This window comes from Cytobacillus firmus, assembly GCF_023612095.1.
Taxonomy (GTDB): domain Bacteria; phylum Bacillota; class Bacilli; order Bacillales; family Cytobacillaceae; genus Cytobacillus.
Window position 1 is genome coordinate 4,031,291 of the sequence record NZ_CP086235.1, and the last position, 19,380, is coordinate 4,050,670.

A 19,380-nucleotide genomic window follows, 5' to 3' on the forward strand; every position below is an offset into this window, starting at 1 on the left:
CCTGCTAATTCAGCACTAGGATATTATTTTTCTGTCTTTTTCAGCTATCGGCGCAGGTTTTCCAAACAAATATCCCTGAAAAAGCTGGTATCCTCTGTCTCTAAGCCACTCAAAGTCTTCCCGGGTTTCAATCCCTTCAGCAAGCGGGACGGACCCCATCTTCATTGCCTGCTGTAAAAAAGCTTCCGCTGTTTTCTGTTTTTCTGGATCTGTTGACACGCCCTGAACATATTTCATATCCAGCTTCATATAATGCGGCTGCAGCTCGCTCAATAACTCGATGGTGCTGAACCCGGCGCCCACATCATCCAGTGCATAGCGGAATCCTTTTTCCCTATAATAAGCGAGGATCCTTTTCAAATGATCCGTATCCTCCACTTTATCTGTTTCCACTACCTCAAATACAAGCCGATTCGGATCCACACCTAAGCGGTCAGCAAGCTGTACCGTTGATTTCAGGCAGAACTCCGGCGAGTAAATGCTTGTAGGAATAAAATTGATAAATGCCTTTTTATCGATAAACGAAGCAAATCTGACCGCCGTCATCCGGCACAAGCGATCGAGCGCATACAGCCTCCCGCGCTTTCTGGCTGCACCAAATATTTCTCCAGGGAAAATCACAGACCCATCCTCCCGGTAAAATCTCGCCAGCATCTCATAGGCGAACACTTCTTCATCTCCATTGAGAATCGGCTGTGCATGACACGTAACCAGCCCATTGGCAATCACTTCATCAATCCACTGGCTATCCAGGATCTCAGCAGCATCCGCAATGGGGCGCCACACCTCATCGGCCGATCTGAAGCTGACACTCTCAGCTTCCATATGGTCCCTGCAAAAATCAAGAAAATCCCGCATGCCGTCTTCCTTCAGCACAAACCGGTCTGAATCAGCTTCCACCAAAACGCCTTTTCGCTCCAAATGTTCAATCACGCTTGTAAGCATCCGGCAATTTTGTTCTCCATCTGCCTTTACCTCAAAGCGCAAATCCTGCACCATACAAGCATTACAGCTCATCCTAAGCACACCCTTATTATGTAATAGTTCTATTTTACTATATTACCGGATTGCTTATAGGTAAAACGCATTGAATCAGTTTTTAAAATAAAAAGAATGAATGATTAATGCAACATGATAGTCGTGATTGCTGTCCTCCACATTGATTACCTGAACGCCGCTAATAATATGACTCCGTTTTAATCTGCCAAGCACTTCTGTTTCTCTAGTTAAAGTAATGGCAGACATAACCGATGAGGCAGAGGAAATATAAGAAACGTCATGAAGTCTGTATTCAATAGCTTCTTTTAATTTTGCCGAATTCTTTAAGGTGATGACTGTATGAGCTTCTCCTATTTGCGTTCCGTTCTTATAGATCCTCCATTGATCCTGTTGGCTTATCCACTTTTTACGATACCAGCGTACATCATACAAATCCTGGTCAATGCGTACTTCAAAAGACAAATACCAATTTAAACCGAAGCTATCTCCTAAAGCATACTGCCATCTCTGAGGAAAATACCGTTTTACGTATCCTCTCATATTTCGTCCTTTAAAAAGCGGCTTTTCAATCATTAACGATTTTTGGATATGATAAAATGACCAGTCATCCTTTGATTTCGGCAGATAAGCCCGCTCCCTGTCTGCAAGTCTCTTACTAATGAAAAAAATCACGACAGATGCAGCAGGAAACAAAAAGGCAGCAGCAAACATAGCGGGTTCGAATGCTCCAAACACCAAGTACCGCGCAAGCAAGGCTAATATAAACAAAACAAAAATAATATTTAATTGAATCATTATGTTCACCTCAAATAAAAGACTACCCCCAGCCTCAGCCGAAGATAGCCTCTTTACTAATCACTCATACCGCAAAGATTCAATCGGACTCAGCCGTGAAGCTTTATTAGCAGGAAGCAGTCCGAATATAATGCCGATCGCCATTGAGAAGAATAGGGCTCCGGCCACGACCTGCCACGAAATGAGAGATGGCCAGCCTGCAAAGAATGAAATGAGAGATGCTGAACCCCAGCCCAGCAGGATTCCCAGCACTCCGCCGATTAAGGTCAAGGTCACAGATTCGATTAAAAACTGTCCCATGATTTGTCCCCTGGTCGCTCCGAGTGCTTTACGGATGCCGATTTCCCTCGTTCTTTCTGTAACAGACACGAGCATGATATTCATGACGCCAATTCCGCCGACAAACAGCGAGATGCCGGCAATACTGCCGATGATTAACGTCATGACCTTTGTAATCTGGCCGATTCCTTCTGCCATTTCTTCCATGTTGATGACCATATAAGATTCTTCTGTATTGTGCATCTTGTTAAGTAAGCTGGCAGCCTTCTTTCCAGCTGTCTGAAGCAGATCAGCGGATTCTGCCTGGAGCGTCACCTGGGTAAAGTCACTTTTGCCATAAATGGTCTGCCATGTTTTCGTAGGCACATAGATCTCCAGAACACCGAATGAAAAGAGTCCTGTCGGCTTTTCCATAACGCCAATAATCTCAATCGGCTGGTTCCCAATCCGGATCACTTCACCAACCGGTGACTTGCCGTCAAAGAGCTCCTCCTGCATGGAAAAGCTGATAAGCCCCACTCTGCGACCGCCAAGGAAATCGGCAGCCGTGAAGGATCGCCCCTTTTCCAGGTTCACATTGTTCAGCTCAAAATAGGCAGGACCTACTCCTGTCGTTGAAGTCTCTGCAGTCTGTTCTCCATATGAAGCCTGTGAAAACTGTGAGCTTGAAGCAACTACCCGTTTAACCTCTGAAATCTGCTCCAGTGCTTTGATATCTTCACCGTCAAAAGGAGCTTCATTAAATATGTTCGGGTTTGCCTGAATTTCCTCCTCAGAAGGCTGATAAAATAATTCCACTGTATTGCCCGGGCCTGTCAGCTGCGTCTTCAGCATCGCTTCTCCGCCCTGGCCGATGGCAACTACAATGATGACCGCCCCAACACCAATAATGATTCCAATCATGGTTAAAATCGATCTCATTTTATGCGCCTTCAATGAGCTGAGCGCCATTTTGATATTTTCTAAAAAGCTCATACAGGCGTCCCCTCCGGGAAGGTTCAGCGTTCACGATCAGCCCGTCCCTCACCATAATCGTGTGATGAGCATATTCTGCTATCTCAGGTTCATGTGTCACCATTACAATTGTTGATCCTTCATGGTTCAGCTCACTGAACAGTTCCATAATGGAGGCACTTGTTTTCGTATCTAGTGCACCTGTCGGTTCATCCGCCAAGATGATTTTCGGCTCATTCACAATCGCCCGGGCGATGGCAACCCGCTGCTTCTGCCCTCCTGATAAGGCATTCGGCAGATGCCCCATCCGATCGGCCAGGCCCACTTTAACCAGCGCTGCTTCCGCCCGTTCCAATCGTTCCTTTTTGGCAAGGCCGCTGTAAATCATCGGCAGCTCCACATTTTGAATAGCCGTCAGCCTCGGAAGCAGATGAAACTGCTGAAACACAAACCCGATCGACTGATTTCTGACCTTGGCCAGCTCTGCTTCCGAGTAATGGGATATATTCTCTCCATCCAGTTCATATATTCCTTCTGTCGGCAGATCGAGGCATCCAATAATATTCATAAGTGTGGATTTGCCCGACCCGGATGGTCCCATAATGGCTACAGAATCACCTTGCTCAATGCTTAGGTTAATTCCTTTTAATACTTCAATGCTTTCTTTTCCCGCCTGATAGGACTTGGTTATGCCTCTTAAGCTGATCATTCCGCATCCACTTCCACGCCGTCCTTCAGCTGATCTGATGGATTCGTAATGATTAGATCCTTCTCTTCAAGTCCGCCTGTTATCTCGATTTTATCTCCGGAAGCAACACCAGTTTCCACTTCCTGTTTGTAGCTTTTCTGATCCCTGACCACGAATACATATACACTGCTGTCTCCCGTTATCACTGCGTTTGCAGGAACAGTGAGTGCCTTCTTTTTATCCGTCTCGATTTCCATTATGAGCTGAAAACCTGGTTTCAAGGACATCTCCTTCACCGAAGTCTCCACCCGATACTGCGGCGCACTATTTTCGGCAGGGTTTATTGCCTGATTCTCTTCAGGCATGTCAGCCACTTCGCTGACTTCACCCTTCCATTCCTCTCCAGGAACTGCATCGGAACGGAGGGTCACTTTCTGCCCCTCTTTGACCTTCAATGAATCGAATTCTGAAAGAAGACCCGATGCTAAAGTTGCTCTCAGATCTCCAATATAAATGACTGGCTTTCCTGCTGATGATGGGTCGGATGACGCTGCTTTATTAACCTGGAGCACCACACCATCCATCGTACTCTTAACCTCTAATTCTTCCAGGCGCTTTTCAATATCCTTCTTCTGCAGAAGCACCTGGCTTAATTCCAGATTCGCCAATCTCTTTTCCAGCTTTAGCTGATCTCTTTCAGGCTGTATCTGTTTTTCAGCTTCTTTTTTTCCAGCCTGTTTGCGCAGTTCCTTTTCCTTTTCACCCAGCTCACCTTCCTGTTTTTCCAGCTGATTGATTTTTAGATAACTTGATTCAGCCTGGAGTTTAACCTTTTCCAGTTCAAGGGCTAAAGTCTGCTCATCATACCTGGCCAGAACCTCTCCTTTTTTGACTGAATCCCCCACATCCACAAGAAATTCCTTTATTTCGCCTTTTTCGGGAGAAGCATATATCTTCTGTTCATTCACCAGCTTCACAGTTCCGGGTATCATTATCTGTTCTGTTATTTCTTCCTGCACCGGATGGGCGGTATTTACTTCAGGTCCTTTCGCGAATGCCTGCCTGTAGATGCTCACTCCAGCCATCAGTAAAACCAAAGCCGTCACTCCGATGGCAATCCAAACCTTCTTCTTCATTTAAACACCAGTCATTCCTGAGAGCGTAGTGCTGAGTAAGGTAAATAGAATGCCAATAATGAAGAACCCAATCGCAATTCCCCAAGCCCAGCCTTTTGATAATCCTGCCACCCGATGAAGTCCTATCGCCGTGATAACGGTCTGCCAAATGCTGAATAATTCAAAAGAACCTAAGACTCCTGGCTTCTCGCTATTTATCAGACCTGCTAAGCTGGTAATAAAAATATCCGGATTTCCGCCGATTGCAGCTCTCAATGCCATGTTAAGGATAAGTCCCAAACCGCCAATCACAATAATATAGACATTCATAGAGAATAGCTGTTTAAACGTCGCATCAGATCCAGCAATCTTTGTGAAAATCATATAGATAGCACTGGAAATCAGCGCCACAAATACCGGAGTGAAAATACCTGTAATTGCAACTCCGGCTCTGGCAAACATCATCACCATTTCGGCTTCTGCACCACTCATCCCTTCGAGGTCCAGATATGAAGCATCCATCGACATTGCCAATAAAACAGTGCCGATTGCATAAATAATACTCACCAATATGAGCGGCACCCAAATCTTCGGATTCTGGCGGATCCGGTCAAACTGCTCCCCCGGACTCCATATCATCCCTAGTAAACTAGGCTTTTCACTGCTCGTTTTTACTACCTCTTCCATATAGAACACTCCTATTCTAGTTAAAAATAATTCCTCTATGCATTACGGAATCATATAGAAAAGGTTTCAAAAATTTACATTTTCATCCTAATAATATGGGGCGGTTCTCATGTTCTTCATTGTAAAAGCTTATTCGCACCTGGCCGGGAAGGATCAAAAACTCGTTCAACATCAAAAAAATCTTTTAATACCTCACTTTGTCCAGTTAACGCTGCACGCATACGGATCCCGTCTAAATTTATGCGTGCTTGCCTGAAGTAATCCGGTCCTATTTGAGACCAAGAAGTGCTTGATGCATCAACATTGGCATAATAAGCAAAACCCATGCTTTTCAATAAATCATATTTTGCACCTGAATACCGGTGCCAGTCCCCAATATCGCTGCCAAACGCGAAAATAATGGTGTTTACAGGTCCTGTAATCGGTTCAACCTCTCGCTTCCATTTAAGCAGATCTCTTTCTAAATGTTCTATAGATACCTTCCCTGCATCAAGGTGTCCCCACGTATGTGAAGCAAACGTCCACCCCTTCTGCTTCATTACATTTGCTACTTTTTTCGCCTGCTGCTGATCTTTTTTAATGTTTGGATTAGGTTTTTCACTATTCGGGCCATAGGAGCTCTCCGAAGTGCGATATCCCAATACCCCGTTATATCCGGTTAATGCAATAATTCCTTTTGATCCCTTATAGGAAAAATCCGGGTGCTGCTCAACAAAGTCATCCACGATGGGAACCAGGTCATACGATCCATGAATGGCTTCTCCTTTGTCATTTAGATAAGTATTTGTGATATTTCCATTAGCATCAATCGTTAAATTTTTGGGGAATCCGTCTCCCATCATATACTCATAATAACTGACATCATCCTGGGACAGCACCAATGGTTTTTTATCAGGAGGCAATAAAATATCCTGATAAACCATTTCCCCTCTGAATTGGTTTTTGCAATATCCTCAAGATTTACAAGGATATATCCTCTTTTGTATAATTCGTTTAAGATTTTTTTACATTCATCAATAGTTACCATGTAATCCTGATAGCCTTGAGTCATACTGTCACCATCAAATGCCTTAGAAGCATCTGCAATCAATGAGTGGAAAAATAAATGAGGAATCTTGCTGTTATCATGCCATTTGACGAGATGATTTCTTTGTTTTTCATAATCATCTAAAGCTCTCTGTATGTCTTTATCACCAGAAATACCTGCTTGCTTTAATAATGTAATAGCTTTTTCGTAATCGTATTGTTGGGATGAAACCTTAGCCTCGGCTAACAGCTTTTCTTTCTCTTCCCTGGTCTTGCTGGGGATGGCCCTTTTTTCAAGGCCGCTTTCCTGACTGGAGTGATAGGTTACCAACGCGGCTGTGTCTGCTGATAATTTTAAGCCCTGACAGCCTGCCATAATAAAGAGACTGAGCATAGCCCCTATCAAAGCAAAATTCTTTCTCATTTTAAGGCACTCCTTTGTGATTGATAAGTGTATTTTCTTCGTATAAGAGGGTGCCGCTAAGTTTGTGGAGTTAAAAAAACCCTCTCGTTTATTAGACGAGAGACCTTCTTTTTTGTTTCTGTATTTATAAAACCAGGAAATTTCTCCCCTAATATCATACCTGCACAGCTATTGAACGAATTCTCTTTTCATACTTCCTATGTAAAAAAACATTCGCTATTAACAACGAATGCTTTTTCTAAGATTTTAATTCAGCTTCTCCCTTACAGAGTTGCGGAATTTGCTATTTGTCAGAAATTCCAGCTGGAAACTGTTCATATTCCTTGAAAGTACCTTAAATTCAGCATTATTTAAATCATTTGCAAAAAATGCCATCTCGGTGCGGTTGCCCTCTTTATCAGTTGCATACATGCTGATAGTGAAAACAAAGGCTGTTGATCCGCCCTTTTGCCCTGCATGCCGAAGCCATTCCCGATTGCTGGGATTTTTCATCAGCTGCTCCAAAACCGGGTCCAAATAAGAATGGACTTCTTTTGAAAGGGAGTTTTTACTGTTCAATTGCCTCATAAGATCTGCATAATCGCCAGCTGAAGCCCGCGGAAGCCTGTCGGACCAGATTCTTTGAAAGTCCATATCAAGAACCTTTACTGCTTTCGCCTTCTCCCTCTCATTAGGAGGCTGGCTTTCCCATTTTTGATGGATCTCTATAGCCCTAGTTCGATACTCCTCCAAAGTCATGCCCTTCAATTCATTAAGTGCCTCTTCTTTTGTGAATCCCTCCTCCTCCATCAGCTCCATCGGGATATAAAGGGCACTGACAATCGGATACATCTTTTCATGACTGGGAAGCTTAAGTTCGTCTGCAAGTTCATTTACATTTTCAATTCCCAGGACATTCAGCAGGAAATCTGTATTTGCATTCGAGCTATACGCAATCATTCCATTTGCCACTTCGCTTAGTGGGACACTCTCCGCCTCTTCTGAAAGACTATCAATCCAAGCCTGATGCGCTCCGCCATCTGTTTTAGGAACATAGTATGTTTCCAGGGTCTTTAAATCGACTTTTTCTTTGGGGTCTATTTTTCCTGACTCTGCCTGGCGTGCATATTCAATGGCCACAATAATTTTAACTGTGCTGGCTAAAGGAAGCGGAACATCCTCATTGATATTGACCCAGTCTTCATCATTATGCCGAATAACCAAAGCCATATTCTCTGTGTTCTTGTGTTCCTGAACATATCCGATAATCGACTCAGGATCACCGCTGCTTTTCCCCTTTAGATACACAAATATGGCCAAAGCTGCTGCCAGAATAAGAACGATTATGACGATTATCCTAAACATCTTCAAAAAAGAAACACTCCCTGATTACGCTTTACTTTTAAATACGATAAGCAATCATGAAAGTTTCATTATTTTGGAAAAAACAAATGAATTTTTAATTCCGGCTCTTAAACACAGATTTTGCTTGTAGATTGGGATCTATAGCAAATTCAATCAAACGTTTGATTGAACAAAAAAGTCTATTTTAGTTAATGTTAAAAACATAATCACAGGGCATAGCCTCATAAAAAGGATGCAAACTAAAAACGCAGATAATTTCATGGGTTTTAAGGAGGTGAAATATCATGGAAAAGAATAAGAAAAGCCGTTCAGAACATAAAAATAATGCACTTCCGAAAGATCCGGAATTCATGGATGACAGAGAGAATGGTCTCGAAAGAATCGCTTTAAAAGCCCAAAGAGACCATACTAAGTAAGCCATACGGGACAGTTAAACTGTCCCTATTTCCTCCTATCCTGTCGGCCAAAATGCATGTGGAATACTTTTTGCGGGGTAATATCCTCTTCTATATTGTCTATGAATGGCTTCTTAACCTCATCCATAAGGAGCCTCTCCAGTTCTATGAGCCTTTTAGGTCCGAATCCTGTTAATTTTTCGATGATAATCACCTTAAACACTTCATATTGCTTATACATTCGAATGCTTCCATAACCAGTTCTTTTCGTTTTTCCTATGGTAAAATCAAATTCATATTTCTGTTCAATATAGGAGGAAACCTCTGGAAGTCCCAAGTTCTCGTATAAAGACGGAAATTGATGATGGACAGGAGGATCGGTAAACCGTATGGAATCAATGTGCATAACCCCTCTCCTCTCAGTGTTTACATTAATTATCTCCCATTAGGAGCGGATTAACGCGGGATTATTTTTCCCGGCATGGGCTGATAAACTTCATGTGATTCAAGTTGAAACAAAGGAGTTTTTAATATGATCAATAAATTTGGCAAAGTCACAGTATACGTTGAGAACAGGAGCAGGCAAAAGACTTTTGGCTGAATAAAATGGGGTTTGTGCTCAAGTTCGAGCCGCCTATGGGCCCAAATACATCCTGGATTGAAGTTGGACCAAGCGATGATGAGATTACGACTCTGGTACTTTATTGAAAGGCTGCGATGGAACAGCAAAACCCGTCTGCTGTTGCCCACCAATCCATCCTATTCAGCACAAATGCTATTGAAGCTGCCTATGAACAAATGAAACAGAATGGCGTGGAAGTTGAGATATGCTAAATATGCCTTTTGGAACCATGTTTCCGTTTAAAGACCAGGATGGGAATAGCTACTTATTTAGAGAGGATAAGTAATTACTAAAAGGCCAGTCTTTGAAATGGTAGAGGACAGGTCTTTTTTTAGCCTTCAAATGCTTTCTTTAAAGTCTCCAAATCAATCTTAGATTCCATTTGAAGCAATGCCTTCATTACCCTCTCGCTTTTTTCAGAATCAGGGCTGCTGATCATTTCCCCTAACTCTGCAGGTACAACCTGCCAGGAAACACCAAACCTATCTTTAAGCCAGCCGCAATTCTGTGCCTTCTCGTCCCCGCCTTCACTGAGCTTTTCCCAATAGTAGTCAATTTCTTCTTGATTCTCACAATTGACAATTAAAGAAATAGCCTCATTAAACTTAAATTGTTGCCCGCCATTCAGTGCAGCAAACTCCTGTCCCTCCAGCTGAAACTTCACTGTCATAACCTTTCCCTCTGTCACGCCGCTATGTTCGTGCCTTTCATTTCCATAGCGGGTAATCTGGATGACAGCTGAGTTCTTAAAAATCGAAGTATAAAAGTTTGCCGCCTCTTCAGCTTCTGTGTTGAACCATAAATTTGGGGTGATTTTTTGGATTTTATGTTCCATGCTATCAACTCCTGCTTATATATTGTCCTCTCTTCCATTTTAGCCTATTTTTCATTTTTATATTGATGAATTCCTATTAATCAATAAAGCCTGCCGCGCTCAGCGGCAGGCACAGCTCTTTATCCCAGAAAACGATGATACAGGTTCTTTGCCTGCAGAATGTCATTTACCCCGTGCACCAGCACTCTTCCATCCTTAAATACAACCACTCTGGCTTCATCAACCGAAAATGAGAGTAAATAGGGGTTTTCCTCTATACTTATTCCTTGAGCTGCCAGGGATTTTTCCAAATACGCAACATCTACAGCGTGGAGGGCTGACGGCCGGATTTGAACGGTATCCCTTCCGCAAAGCAGAGCTGTTTTTGTCTGGTTTCTATAGTCCAGGAATGGATAAACTGGATCCGTGCCGCATGATTCACACTGCGGATTCTTTAAGGAAGAAACTTTAACAGAACTGAATTGATTTCTCCATATATCAAAAGAAACAAGTGTCCCGCGTAAGGAATCAAAGTCTTCTGCCAATATCTTTAATGCTTCAGCTGACTGTTGAGCCGCAACCATTTGAATCGCTGGCTGAATCACACCAGCGATATCGCAAGTGGCTCCTCCCAATGGCAATTTGTCCATCAGGCAATGCAGGCAGGGTGACTCCCCAGGGAGAATGGTATAGCTTAAACCATAGCTCCCCACACAGCCGCCATATATCCAGGGGATCCGGAATTTTTGAGAAATATCATTGATCAGGAAGCGAATGTCAAAATTATCTGTTGAGTCAATGATTAAATCAACACCTTTTATCAGCTCTTCCAGTTCCTGTATACCTACATCCATAATGCGCGGGTTAATTTTCACCTCTGAATTGATGGATTTCAGGCGTTTAGCTGCTGCGATCGCTTTGGGCACTTTTCGGATTGCATCTTCTTCACAATATAGCTGCTGGCGCTGCAGGTTACTCCACTCCACATAATCCCGATCGGCAATGGTTAATTGGCCGATGCCTGCCCTGGTGAGCGTTTCTGCATTTGTCGCCCCTAACGCACCAGCTCCTATAATCAAGGCGTGTTTTTTCATTAGCTTTAGCTGTCCGTCTTTACCAATCGGAGTAAATAACATTTGGCGGGAGTATCGTTCCTTCAACTAAAGACCGTTCCTTCCTCCGGACTGCTTGCTGTTGCATAACGTTTTTTGGGCATCCGTCCTGCTTCATATCCCAGCCTGCCTGCTTCAATAGCGAGTTTCATAGCTTTTGCCATTTTGACAGGATCATCTGCAGAGGAGACAGCCGTATTTAATAACACTCCATCTGCCCCCAGCTCCATTGCCAATGCCGCATCTGCCGGGCTCCCAATTCCAGCATCCACAATAATCGGCACAGCAGCCTGCTCTGTAATAAATTGAAGATTATTAGGATTAATAATTCCCTGCCCTGACCCGATTGGCGAAGCACATGGCATAACCGCATGACAGCCTAGTTCTTCAAGCTTTCGGGCAAGGACGACATCATCAGAAGTATAGGGAAGAACGATAAATCCCTCATCTAATAGTATCTCCGCTGCTCTTATGGTTTCGATTGGATCTGGAAGAAGTGTTTTGCTGCATCCAATCACCTCAACCTTAATCATGTCACAGAGCCCCGAAGCTCTGGATAACCTTGCTATTCGCACAGCCTCCTCAGCCGTACTCGCCCCTGCCGTATTAGGGAGTAATTTATATTTCTTTAAATCCAGCTTTTCTAAAAAGTTGGGCTGATTTGCTTCAAAAATGTTCATACGGCGTACGGCAAACGTAAGCACTTCTGTTTCTGAAGCTTCTACAGCTTCCTTTTGCACATCAAAGTTTGGATATTTTCCGGTTCCAAGCAGCAGCCGGGAGCTAAATTCATATGGTCCAATTTTCAACAAATCATCCGCCTCCTACAAAATGTACAATTTCGATTCGATCTCCATCTGACAAAATCGTTTCAGCATACACGGATTTGTCCAAAATATGCTGGTTTATCTCGACAATCACTACCTTTTTCTCCAGCTGAAAGTGTTGAAGCAAAAGGGAAACTGAGTGAACTAACTTCGGCAGCTCCACAGCATTACCATTAATGACGATATTCACATAACCACCCCTTTCGATGAATGGCCTATATATTCAACGCGGGACAACACAAACGGGTTAGGCCGCTCCGCCCTGCCTTCAAGGATGTCTGCCATCAGCTCTCCTGTTGCCGGAGCAAGGAGGATCCCATTGCGGAAATGTCCCGCTGCGATATATAACCCGTCAATGGCTGGATGCTGTCCCAAAAAAGGTTTCCCATCAGCCGATTGCGGGCGAATTCCTGTCCATGCTCGTTCCCATTCTGCATTCGCAATATCCGGGACCAGATTTTGAGCCCTTTCCATCAGCAGAGATATACCCTCAACAGTCACCTTTTCATCAAATGAATGGGGCTTAACTGTCGCCCCAACTACCAGTCTCCCATTTTGCTTCGGGACGATATAACATCCATGGGAAAAGATCGTCCCCTGTACAAGAGGCTTTTCAACCTTGACCGAGAAACACTCACCTTTAACCGGAATAATGGGCAGCACAATGCCCGTTTTTTCAAGAATCTCCCTGCTCCAAGCACCGGAAGCAACGATAACGGAATCTGCCAGAAACTCTCCCTGGCTGGTTCTGACCCCATACACCCTTTCATCATTTAAAATAAAATCTGTCACATGGGTATATTCATAAATTTCTGCTCCGAGAGCCATAGAAGCTTTTGCAAAGGCAAGGGACAATTCATATGCCTGTACCTGTCCATCATTCGGTATATACATCGCCCCCCTTAATTTTGCTGATACGAATGGTTCACGTTTAACCAGATCATCCATCGAAAGCCATTCTGCCACCTCACCCGCTTTTTGCTGGCTTTCTATTAACCTTTTGTAACTCACCTCTTCTTCTATATTAGCTGCCACTTTATATACACCCTTATTTTGATAGCCAATATGCACTTGTGATAAGTCTTCCAGTTCAGGAATCAGACTCCGGTACATGGAGCGGCTTTTGCATGCGAGCTGGAACAGCGGGCCGTCTTCGGTCAATTCCGTTTGCACTCCTAAAATTCCAGCAGCCGCCCCTGAGGCCTTGCCGGCTATTTTCCCTTTATCCAAAACAGCCACTTTATACCCTCTTTTTGCCAGTTGAAAAGCAATAGAGCTGCCATTAATGCCTCCGCCGGCTATAACGGCATCAAACTTTTTCCTCATCATATCCCCTCCTCATTTAACATTTTTGAAAAGAGCTTTGCTGCCTCTGAAGGCTCCTTTGCCTGCAATATCCCTGACATGATAGCAATGCCGTCGGCCCCTGCCTGCAGTACTTCCGGTACGTTCTCTGGTTTAATGCCTCCAATTGCCAAAACCGGAATGTCCACTGCCTTTTTTAGATTCTCCAAAGACCCCGTCCCCCTTGGCGGGACTCCCTTCTTGGAGTCTGTTTCAAATATGTGCCCATACAGGACATAATCAGCACCTTGCTTGGCAGCCTCTTCAGCAGTCTCCAATGAATGTACAGAACAGCCAACAGGTAAATCCGGAAAACTCGTTTTTACAATATCAGCCGGCAGACTGTGATAAGCAAGATGCACACCTGCTTTCAGTGCCCAGGCAACATCTGCACGATCATTTATTATGATCTTTTTAACAGGAACACCCTTTTTAAGAAGGAGCTCGGCTGCTTCATATAGCTCCCTTGAGGTTCGATGTTTTTCCCTTAAGTGAAAGCGATCCGTAAAGGGTTCCAGTTTAGCTGCCAATTCAGCGAAGGCTTTTGGAGTCAGCTTTCCATCAGAAATAACGTGCAGCTGTTTTTTCATAGCGGAATCCGTTATCCTCGGGCTTAATCTCCCGACCATCATACTCTTCAACACCCCCGCGTTCCTGAATCCACCGGTTTATCAGAGCGGGAAGCCCAGTTTTTAGATCTGCCGAGTATTGAGGATCTGTATAAGGACCGCTCGTATCATAAACGCGAACCGGCTCATTTATTTGCTGGCCAAAACTTCCGGTGGTGGGACTTAATTCTATCTCCCGCATCGGAACCTTGATATCCGGTCTAGATCCTTCCACATAGATTTTTTTGTTGCCAGCAAAGCTCGACATAATAGAAATGCTTTCCTGATTTAAAGCAGTCATTGATCATCTCTCCTTTATTAAAAAATATAAGGACGAGACCTGGAACCGAGGTAGTGCAACATATGTAAAAAAGCCGGTCCACATAATGATGGACCGGCTTAACCGCAGATGTCTTTGCACAAAGAAACCTTTGCACATTCTAACTTCCCCACGCTGGTATAATCCAGATCAGGTCCAAAGAGTCAAGAAACTTTAGCGCGTTTCTTTCTCAGCCCAAGCTATTGGGCACCCCTAGTTATTGCTATTTAATTCTATTGTAGTATACATAATTCTGAAAACAAATAAAAGGGATTTCTATAATGAGTAGGAAAAAGCTTCTGCTTTTTCCCGCTAGATCACTTGTATTCCTGCAGCTGAATACTCCACGGCTTAGACATTCAAATTCTTGAAAAAACATACAAAAACGCCTGCCATTAGCAGACGTTTTCTCCATTTTTTAGATATGTTTCTTCATTAGTTCTCTTCAGAACCTCCATCGTTCATATCCATATCACTTTCATCCATGTTCTCTTCATCCTGTGGTGATTCTTCATTCATGCCAGGCTCCTCCATATCAGACTCCTCTGATGTTCCGGGATCCTGCATTTCACCATCACCATTATTGTTTTCTTCCATTTGATTATCTTCCATTTCCACATCTTCCGTTTCCGGCGGGGGCTCCTGTTCATCTGCTCCGCACCCTGCCAACAATAATCCTGCACCCAATGGGACTGAAAGTAAAAGCTTCTTATACTTCATATGTTGTCATCTCCTTTGGCAGTATTATGTTTCTTTAATAGTTTCATTCCCTGATTCTCTTTATATAAACATAATCTGCCGTTGACTTGGAATTTCTATTTTAGTCCCAACTTTAATAGTTCCTAATTTAAAAGACCCTTGCCCACATTTGAATGAAATAGCTGCGAGCAGGGTCTTTCTTTATTTTTTAATCACCACAAGCTTTAGTTCAGTCATTTCTTCAATCGCGTACTTTACACCTTCTCTGCCTATGCCGCTTTCTTTAACACCTCCGTATGGCATATGGTCGACACGGTATGTAGGAATATCATTGATGATAACTCCGCCTACTTCCAGCCGATCCGCAGCCTCCATTGCAGAATGGATATCATTTGTATAAATTCCGGCCTGTAACCCATACCTCGAATCATTAACTAATTCAATTGCTTCAGCGACAGAAGAAATCTTATTTATCACAGCAACTGGCGCAAATGCTTCCTGGCAGGAAACTTTGCTTTCAGCCTTAACATTGATCAAAACAGTTGGATGCAGTATATTTCCTTCCCTTTCGCCTCCGCATAAAACTTCAGCGCCATGTTCCTTCGCCTCTTCTATCCAATCAAGTGAACGGTCCACATCCCCAGGCGAAATAAGAGCTGAAATATCGGTATCTGCTTTTAGAGGATCCCCCAGTTTTAACGCTTTTGTTTTCTCTGCAAATTTTTCTATAAACCCCTCATACAGATCTTCGTGAACATACATCCTCTGTAATGAGATGCACACCTGGCCGGCATTTGAAAACGCTCCGCCAACTGCCCGCTCAATAATCGGATCAATATCCACGTTTTTATCTACTATAAGCGCTGAGTTAGATCCCAGTTCTAGCGTCACCTTTTTCAGTCCTGCTTTGCTGCGGATACCTATTCCAACCTTCGGGCTTCCAGTAAACGTGATTTTTTTCACACGATCATCTTTTACAAGCTGGCTGCCGACAGTGCTTCCGCATCCGCTGATAATGTTGAGGGCGCCACCCGGAAGCCCCGCTTTTTCCAGAAGCTCACCGACAAAATAGGCACTTAATGGTGTCTGCGAGGCAGGCTTCAGCACGATGGTGTTGCCTGCAGCAATGGCCGGCCCTACCTTATGTGCCACCAGATTCATCGGGAAATTAAAAGGGGTAATTGCTGCAACAATCCCAATTGGCTTCCGGACTGTATAGGCAATTCGATCCTCCCCCCTGGAACGGCATCCATCGGGATAGTCTCTCCATGAATTCTCCTTGCCTCTTCAGCAGCAAGCTTATAGGTCATGATCGTGCGGGCCACTTCTCCTTTTGCGGTTGAAATGGGTTTTGAGGACTCAAGGGCAATTATTTCTGCACACTTCTCCTCATTTTCTTTTAGCAAGAACACCAGGTTTTCCAGTATGGCTGCACGTTCGAAAGCGGGCATTCCTGCCATCTCTTCGCGTGCTCCCTCAGCAGCCTGGAGCGCCTTTTCAATCTCTTCTTGATCAGCTGCCGCAACCTCAGCTATTTGCTCCCCGGAATACGGGGAGTATAAAGGCTTATATTCTTTAGCTTCTACAGACTTCCCGCCGATAAAAAGGTGCTGTCTTTTCATATTACCCTCCCTTTCTACACTTCAATTTCCCGGCTTTTAACCAAGGCAAAGCTCTAAAATAATTTCTTCAATAACATCCAGGCCTTCAATTAACTGCTCATCAGTGATGACAAGAGGGCTTAAAATCCGTAAAACATTACCATAAAGCCCTGCACTCATTACGATAACACCACGTCTATTTGCTTCCTGTATTATTTTTGCAGTCAATTCTTTATCAGGTTCTTTTGTATCCGGGTCTTTAACAAGCTCCACGGATGTCATTGCTCCCAATGTACGGATATCCCCAATAGCAGGGACTTTCTCCTGAAGGTCTGAAAACCTTTGTACGATTCTTTCTCCGATGTGAATGGCCCTTTCCGGCAGCTTTTCTTCTTCCATCATTTTAATTACTTCAAGTGCAGCCACACAACCTAGCGGGCTTCCTCCGTAGGTTCCGCCAATCTCCCCTGGATTTGGTGCATCCATTATCTCAGAACGCCCGGTTACGGCACTGATTGGGAGGCCGGCTGCAATGGATTTAGACATAGTCATGATGTCCGGTATCACATCAAAATGCTCCATGGCGAACATCTTTCCAGTCCTTCCGAAACCTGTTTGGACTTCATCCGCTATAAAAAGGATGCCGTTTTCCGCGCAAATCCTTTTCACTTCCTGGATAAAGCGCTTGGATGGAATAACAAAACCGCCTTCGCCCTGCACGGGCTCCATAATCACAGCAGCAATCTCCTCAGCAGGGACCTCCCTTAAAAAGAAATCTGAAAACTGATTAATGATCTCTTGGTCGACATCCTCGGAAGTCCACCCCTTTGGAGCACGATAATAATAAGGATAGGGCATTTTATATGTATCAGGAGCAAATGGCCCAAACCCCAATTTGTATGGCTTAACCTTGCTGGTTAGTGACATCGCCATATAGGTTCTTCCATGGAATCCTCGTTCAAATGAAATAATGCCTTTTCTGCCTGTATATTTGCGGGCAATTTTTATGGCATTCTCCACCGCTTCAGCCCCGCTGTTCAAAAAGAAGGTCTTTTTGCTATGTTTCCCCGGCGTGATTTCATTCAGTTTTTCAGCCAAAGCCACATATGGCTCATACATCATGACATGGAAGCATGGATGAATATATTTATCCATTTGTTCCTTTAGCGCCTCCACTACTCTTGGCGGGCAATGGCCTGCGTTAAGAGAGCCAATGGCACCTGCAAAATCTATGAATGTATTGCCATCTATGTCTGTTATTAATGCGCCCTCAGCTTTTTCGGCAAAAGAAGGCACAGTATTAAATGGTCCTCGGGGTACTTCCTTCTCTCTTCTGAGCAAAAGTTCAGATGCTTTCGGACCAGGAATCGGAGTTTTAAGGTTAATAGATTTCATTTTTAATGTCATTGGGATATCCTCCGTCTCTTCTTCTGTCTATTTTTATTTCTTTTACACTTCCGTCCCACACCAGTCAATTAGTGTCATAGCAATGATTTCAGCAGCTTCAAAGACCTTATCAAGGTGGATATACTCATTTGGGAAATGCGCCACTTCTGTTACACCAGGGCCAAACACAATAGCCGGAGTAGTCCCCACCTCAGTCAAAAGACCACCGTCTGTACCCCAAGGAGAAGCTTCCACTGCCGGGTCTTCATCTTTTACATTTCTGAAATTCCTGACAAGTGTGTTCATTAATTCGTGTCCCACATCAATTGAACCTGGAAGCCAGCGTGCACCAAACCATTCAAGCTCAGGAGGATGTTCCTTGAACCAGTCATCCTTTTCTACTAAACTCTTTATCCAATCTTCCATTTCTTTCTTAGCCTGTTTAATCGTCTCCTCTGGTGAAACCCCCATCCGCCCTTCGATCTTCACCAGATCTGCTACAGATGATGGCCAATCTCCGCCTTCAATCCGGCCCACATTAATAGGGATTGGAATTGGAATATTTTTATAAAGGGGGTCAGATACCCGTTCGTTTCTCTTTTTTTCCAATTGACTGATATGATTCAGTACAATGGTGCTTTTATCGATTGCACTTACCCCTTCATAGCGTGTTCCGCCATGTGCTGAACGTCCTTTAATATGAATGCGGAACCACATCGACCCTTGCTGCTTCGGAAAGATTTTCATATTGGTAGGCTCCGGAATAATGGCAGCATCCGCTTTATAGCCTTTTAAAATTCCAGCAAGCGTTCCAGCGCCGCCGCTCTCCTCCTCAATAACACTCTGGAAAATGACATCCCCTTTTAAGCGGACACCCAGAGAATTCAAGGATTGCATCGCCAAGATTAGCGAAACATTCCCTCCCTTCATGTCCGTAACTCCCCGCCCATACATCTTGCCGTCCATTATTTTTCCGCTGTATGGATCGTCATTCCATTGATCCCTGTCTCCCTCTGGCACAACATCAATATGGCCATTCAGAATAATGGAACGCCCTCCTCCTGTTCCTTTTAATACACCAACCACATTAGGACTGCCTTCAAACTGGCTGCGTGAAGAAGCGAAATATGGGTTCTTAACAAGTTCACTGCCATCAGGCTCCCAGACATCCACCTTGATGCCTATTTTTTCCAGTTCTTCTGCCACAACCTTTTGTGCCTCACGCTCCTTCCCCTGTGTACTGTCCAACTGAACCAGCTTCTGTAGTAACTTAGTTCCCTGTTCACGATTATTATCAAGCCATTGATGAATTTGTTCTTTCATTGAAACGATCGCTTCAGTC

General features: G+C 43.9%; 20 protein-coding genes, 2 pseudogenes and 1 riboswitch. Of the genes and pseudogenes, 1 reads left to right on the forward strand and 21 read right to left on the reverse strand.

Annotation, left to right across the window (positions count from 1 at the left end):
* Nucleotides 1–15: 15 nt before the first annotated feature.
* From LLY41_RS20505 to LLY41_RS20545, 9 genes are all read right to left on the reverse strand, one after another.
* Entirely contained in the window at nucleotides 16–1,017 is a 1,002-nt protein-coding gene (locus tag LLY41_RS20505; protein ID WP_304586462.1) for an EAL domain-containing protein, read from the reverse strand.
* Nucleotides 1,018–1,092: 75 nt separating this feature from the next.
* A complete protein-coding gene (locus LLY41_RS20510; protein WP_304586463.1) occupies nucleotides 1,093–1,794 on the reverse strand; it encodes a tubby C-terminal domain-like protein in 702 nt (233 codons plus the stop codon).
* A gap of 60 nt (nucleotides 1,795–1,854) precedes the next feature.
* Nucleotides 1,855–3,048, reverse strand: a complete 1,194-nt coding sequence (locus LLY41_RS20515; protein WP_304586464.1) for an ABC transporter permease — start codon at nucleotides 3,046–3,048, stop codon at nucleotides 1,855–1,857.
* Complete coding sequence (locus LLY41_RS20520; RefSeq protein ID WP_304586465.1) at nucleotides 2,996–3,736, reverse strand: ABC transporter ATP-binding protein; 741 nt, start codon at nucleotides 3,734–3,736, stop codon at nucleotides 2,996–2,998. Before LLY41_RS20520 ends, LLY41_RS20515 begins: the two co-directional genes overlap by 53 nt.
* The gene (locus tag LLY41_RS20525; protein WP_251170040.1) at nucleotides 3,733–4,851 is read right to left on the reverse strand and encodes an efflux RND transporter periplasmic adaptor subunit; all 1,119 of its coding nucleotides are present in this window, start codon (nucleotides 4,849–4,851) and stop codon (nucleotides 3,733–3,735) included. The genes LLY41_RS20520 and LLY41_RS20525 overlap by 4 nt, the downstream gene beginning before the upstream one ends.
* Nucleotides 4,852–5,517, reverse strand: coding sequence for a YknW family membrane protein (locus LLY41_RS20530; protein WP_251170041.1), 666 nt, complete (start codon nucleotides 5,515–5,517; stop codon nucleotides 4,852–4,854). It abuts the gene before it with no gap.
* Nucleotides 5,518–5,633: 116 nt separating this feature from the next.
* Nucleotides 5,634–6,440, reverse strand: coding sequence for a polysaccharide deacetylase family protein (locus LLY41_RS20535; RefSeq protein WP_304586466.1), 807 nt, complete (start codon nucleotides 6,438–6,440; stop codon nucleotides 5,634–5,636).
* Entirely contained in the window at nucleotides 6,356–6,967 is a 612-nt protein-coding gene (locus LLY41_RS20540; RefSeq protein ID WP_304586467.1) for a hypothetical protein, read from the reverse strand. The genes LLY41_RS20535 and LLY41_RS20540 overlap by 85 nt, the downstream gene beginning before the upstream one ends.
* A 246-nt stretch (nucleotides 6,968–7,213) precedes the next feature.
* On the reverse strand, nucleotides 7,214–8,311 hold the full coding sequence (locus LLY41_RS20545) for a serine hydrolase (protein WP_251170077.1): 1,098 nt from the start codon (nucleotides 8,309–8,311) through the stop codon (nucleotides 7,214–7,216).
* 284 nt (nucleotides 8,312–8,595) lie between these two features.
* Here LLY41_RS20545 and LLY41_RS20550 point away from each other — a divergent pair, with 284 nt between their 5' ends.
* Nucleotides 8,596–8,727, forward strand: coding sequence for a hypothetical protein (locus LLY41_RS20550; RefSeq protein ID WP_285886263.1), 132 nt, complete (start codon nucleotides 8,596–8,598; stop codon nucleotides 8,725–8,727).
* 25 nt (nucleotides 8,728–8,752) lie between these two features.
* Here the strand turns inward: LLY41_RS20550 and LLY41_RS20555 are convergent, their stop codons facing one another.
* The 12 genes and pseudogenes from LLY41_RS20555 to LLY41_RS20610 all read right to left on the reverse strand — a co-directional run bounded on the left by LLY41_RS20555 (nucleotide 8,753) and on the right by LLY41_RS20610 (nucleotide 19,361).
* On the reverse strand, nucleotides 8,753–9,112 hold the full coding sequence (locus LLY41_RS20555) for a hypothetical protein (protein ID WP_251170043.1): 360 nt from the start codon (nucleotides 9,110–9,112) through the stop codon (nucleotides 8,753–8,755).
* 547 nt (nucleotides 9,113–9,659) lie between these two features.
* Complete coding sequence (locus LLY41_RS20560) at nucleotides 9,660–10,163, reverse strand: VOC family protein (protein WP_251170044.1); 504 nt, start codon at nucleotides 10,161–10,163, stop codon at nucleotides 9,660–9,662.
* Between the two features lie 119 nt (nucleotides 10,164–10,282).
* On the reverse strand, nucleotides 10,283–11,302 hold the full coding sequence (locus tag LLY41_RS20565; protein ID WP_251170045.1) for a MoeB/ThiF family adenylyltransferase: 1,020 nt from the start codon (nucleotides 11,300–11,302) through the stop codon (nucleotides 10,283–10,285).
* On the reverse strand, nucleotides 11,299–12,066 hold the full coding sequence (locus LLY41_RS20570; protein WP_251170046.1) for a thiazole synthase: 768 nt from the start codon (nucleotides 12,064–12,066) through the stop codon (nucleotides 11,299–11,301). The genes LLY41_RS20565 and LLY41_RS20570 overlap by 4 nt, the downstream gene beginning before the upstream one ends.
* A 1-nt stretch (nucleotide 12,067) precedes the next feature.
* Complete coding sequence (gene thiS, locus LLY41_RS20575; RefSeq protein WP_251170047.1) at nucleotides 12,068–12,271, reverse strand: sulfur carrier protein ThiS; 204 nt, start codon at nucleotides 12,269–12,271, stop codon at nucleotides 12,068–12,070.
* Nucleotides 12,268–13,410, reverse strand: a complete 1,143-nt coding sequence (gene thiO / locus LLY41_RS20580; RefSeq protein ID WP_251170048.1) for a glycine oxidase ThiO — start codon at nucleotides 13,408–13,410, stop codon at nucleotides 12,268–12,270. Before thiO ends, thiS begins: the two co-directional genes overlap by 4 nt.
* Nucleotides 13,407–14,015, reverse strand: a complete 609-nt coding sequence (locus LLY41_RS20585) for a thiamine phosphate synthase (protein ID WP_251170049.1) — start codon at nucleotides 14,013–14,015, stop codon at nucleotides 13,407–13,409. Before LLY41_RS20585 ends, thiO begins: the two co-directional genes overlap by 4 nt.
* Nucleotides 14,011–14,334: pseudogene (locus tag LLY41_RS20590) on the reverse strand (phosphomethylpyrimidine synthase ThiC); the annotation flags it as partial. The gene LLY41_RS20585 and the pseudogene LLY41_RS20590, both read right to left, overlap by 5 nt.
* Before the next feature lie 128 nt (nucleotides 14,335–14,462).
* Nucleotides 14,463–14,577, reverse strand: a riboswitch (TPP riboswitch).
* Nucleotides 14,578–14,787: 210 nt separating this feature from the next.
* Entirely contained in the window at nucleotides 14,788–15,072 is a 285-nt protein-coding gene (locus LLY41_RS20595) for a hypothetical protein (RefSeq protein ID WP_251170050.1), read from the reverse strand.
* 180 nt (nucleotides 15,073–15,252) lie between these two features.
* Nucleotides 15,253–16,673 (reverse strand): annotated as a pseudogene (locus tag LLY41_RS20600) (aldehyde dehydrogenase family protein).
* Nucleotides 16,674–16,709: 36 nt separating this feature from the next.
* Entirely contained in the window at nucleotides 16,710–18,059 is a 1,350-nt protein-coding gene (gabT, locus tag LLY41_RS20605; protein ID WP_251170052.1) for a 4-aminobutyrate--2-oxoglutarate transaminase, read from the reverse strand.
* 42 nt (nucleotides 18,060–18,101) lie between these two features.
* Nucleotides 18,102–19,361: a peptidase gene (locus LLY41_RS20610; protein WP_251170078.1), complete on the reverse strand. Its 1,260-nt coding sequence runs from the start codon at nucleotides 19,359–19,361 to the stop codon at nucleotides 18,102–18,104.
* Nucleotides 19,362–19,380: the final 19 nt, after the last annotated feature.

What these genes read in the sequence shown, in the direction of transcription:
- LLY41_RS20505 (WP_304586462.1), bottom strand. Translation starts at nt 1,017, where the DNA reads ATGAGCTGTAATGCTTGTATGGTGCAGGATTTGCGCTTTGAGGTAAAG.
- LLY41_RS20510 (WP_304586463.1), bottom strand. Translation starts at nt 1,794, where the DNA reads ATGATTCAATTAAATATTATTTTTGTTTTGTTTATATTAGCCTTGCTT.
- LLY41_RS20515 (WP_304586464.1), bottom strand. Translation starts at nt 3,048, where the DNA reads ATGAGCTTTTTAGAAAATATCAAAATGGCGCTCAGCTCATTGAAGGCG.
- LLY41_RS20520 (WP_304586465.1), bottom strand. Translation starts at nt 3,736, where the DNA reads ATGATCAGCTTAAGAGGCATAACCAAGTCCTATCAGGCGGGAAAAGAA.
- LLY41_RS20525 (WP_251170040.1), bottom strand. Translation starts at nt 4,851, where the DNA reads ATGAAGAAGAAGGTTTGGATTGCCATCGGAGTGACGGCTTTGGTTTTA.
- LLY41_RS20530 (WP_251170041.1), bottom strand. Translation starts at nt 5,517, where the DNA reads ATGGAAGAGGTAGTAAAAACGAGCAGTGAAAAGCCTAGTTTACTAGGG.
- LLY41_RS20535 (WP_304586466.1), bottom strand. Translation starts at nt 6,440, where the DNA reads ATGGTTTATCAGGATATTTTATTGCCTCCTGATAAAAAACCATTGGTG.
- LLY41_RS20540 (WP_304586467.1), bottom strand. Translation starts at nt 6,967, where the DNA reads ATGAGAAAGAATTTTGCTTTGATAGGGGCTATGCTCAGTCTCTTTATT.
- LLY41_RS20545 (WP_251170077.1), bottom strand. Translation starts at nt 8,311, where the DNA reads ATGTTTAGGATAATCGTCATAATCGTTCTTATTCTGGCAGCAGCTTTG.
- LLY41_RS20550 (WP_285886263.1), top strand. Translation starts at nt 8,596, where the DNA reads ATGGAAAAGAATAAGAAAAGCCGTTCAGAACATAAAAATAATGCACTT.
- LLY41_RS20555 (WP_251170043.1), bottom strand. Translation starts at nt 9,112, where the DNA reads ATGCACATTGATTCCATACGGTTTACCGATCCTCCTGTCCATCATCAA.
- LLY41_RS20560 (WP_251170044.1), bottom strand. Translation starts at nt 10,163, where the DNA reads ATGGAACATAAAATCCAAAAAATCACCCCAAATTTATGGTTCAACACA.
- thiO (WP_251170048.1), bottom strand. Translation starts at nt 13,410, where the DNA reads ATGATGAGGAAAAAGTTTGATGCCGTTATAGCCGGCGGAGGCATTAAT.
- LLY41_RS20585 (WP_251170049.1), bottom strand. Translation starts at nt 14,015, where the DNA reads ATGAAAAAACAGCTGCACGTTATTTCTGATGGAAAGCTGACTCCAAAA.
- LLY41_RS20595 (WP_251170050.1), bottom strand. Translation starts at nt 15,072, where the DNA reads ATGAAGTATAAGAAGCTTTTACTTTCAGTCCCATTGGGTGCAGGATTA.
- gabT (WP_251170052.1), bottom strand. Translation starts at nt 18,059, where the DNA reads ATGACATTAAAAATGAAATCTATTAACCTTAAAACTCCGATTCCTGGT.
- LLY41_RS20610 (WP_251170078.1), bottom strand. Translation starts at nt 19,361, where the DNA reads ATGAAAGAACAAATTCATCAATGGCTTGATAATAATCGTGAACAGGGA.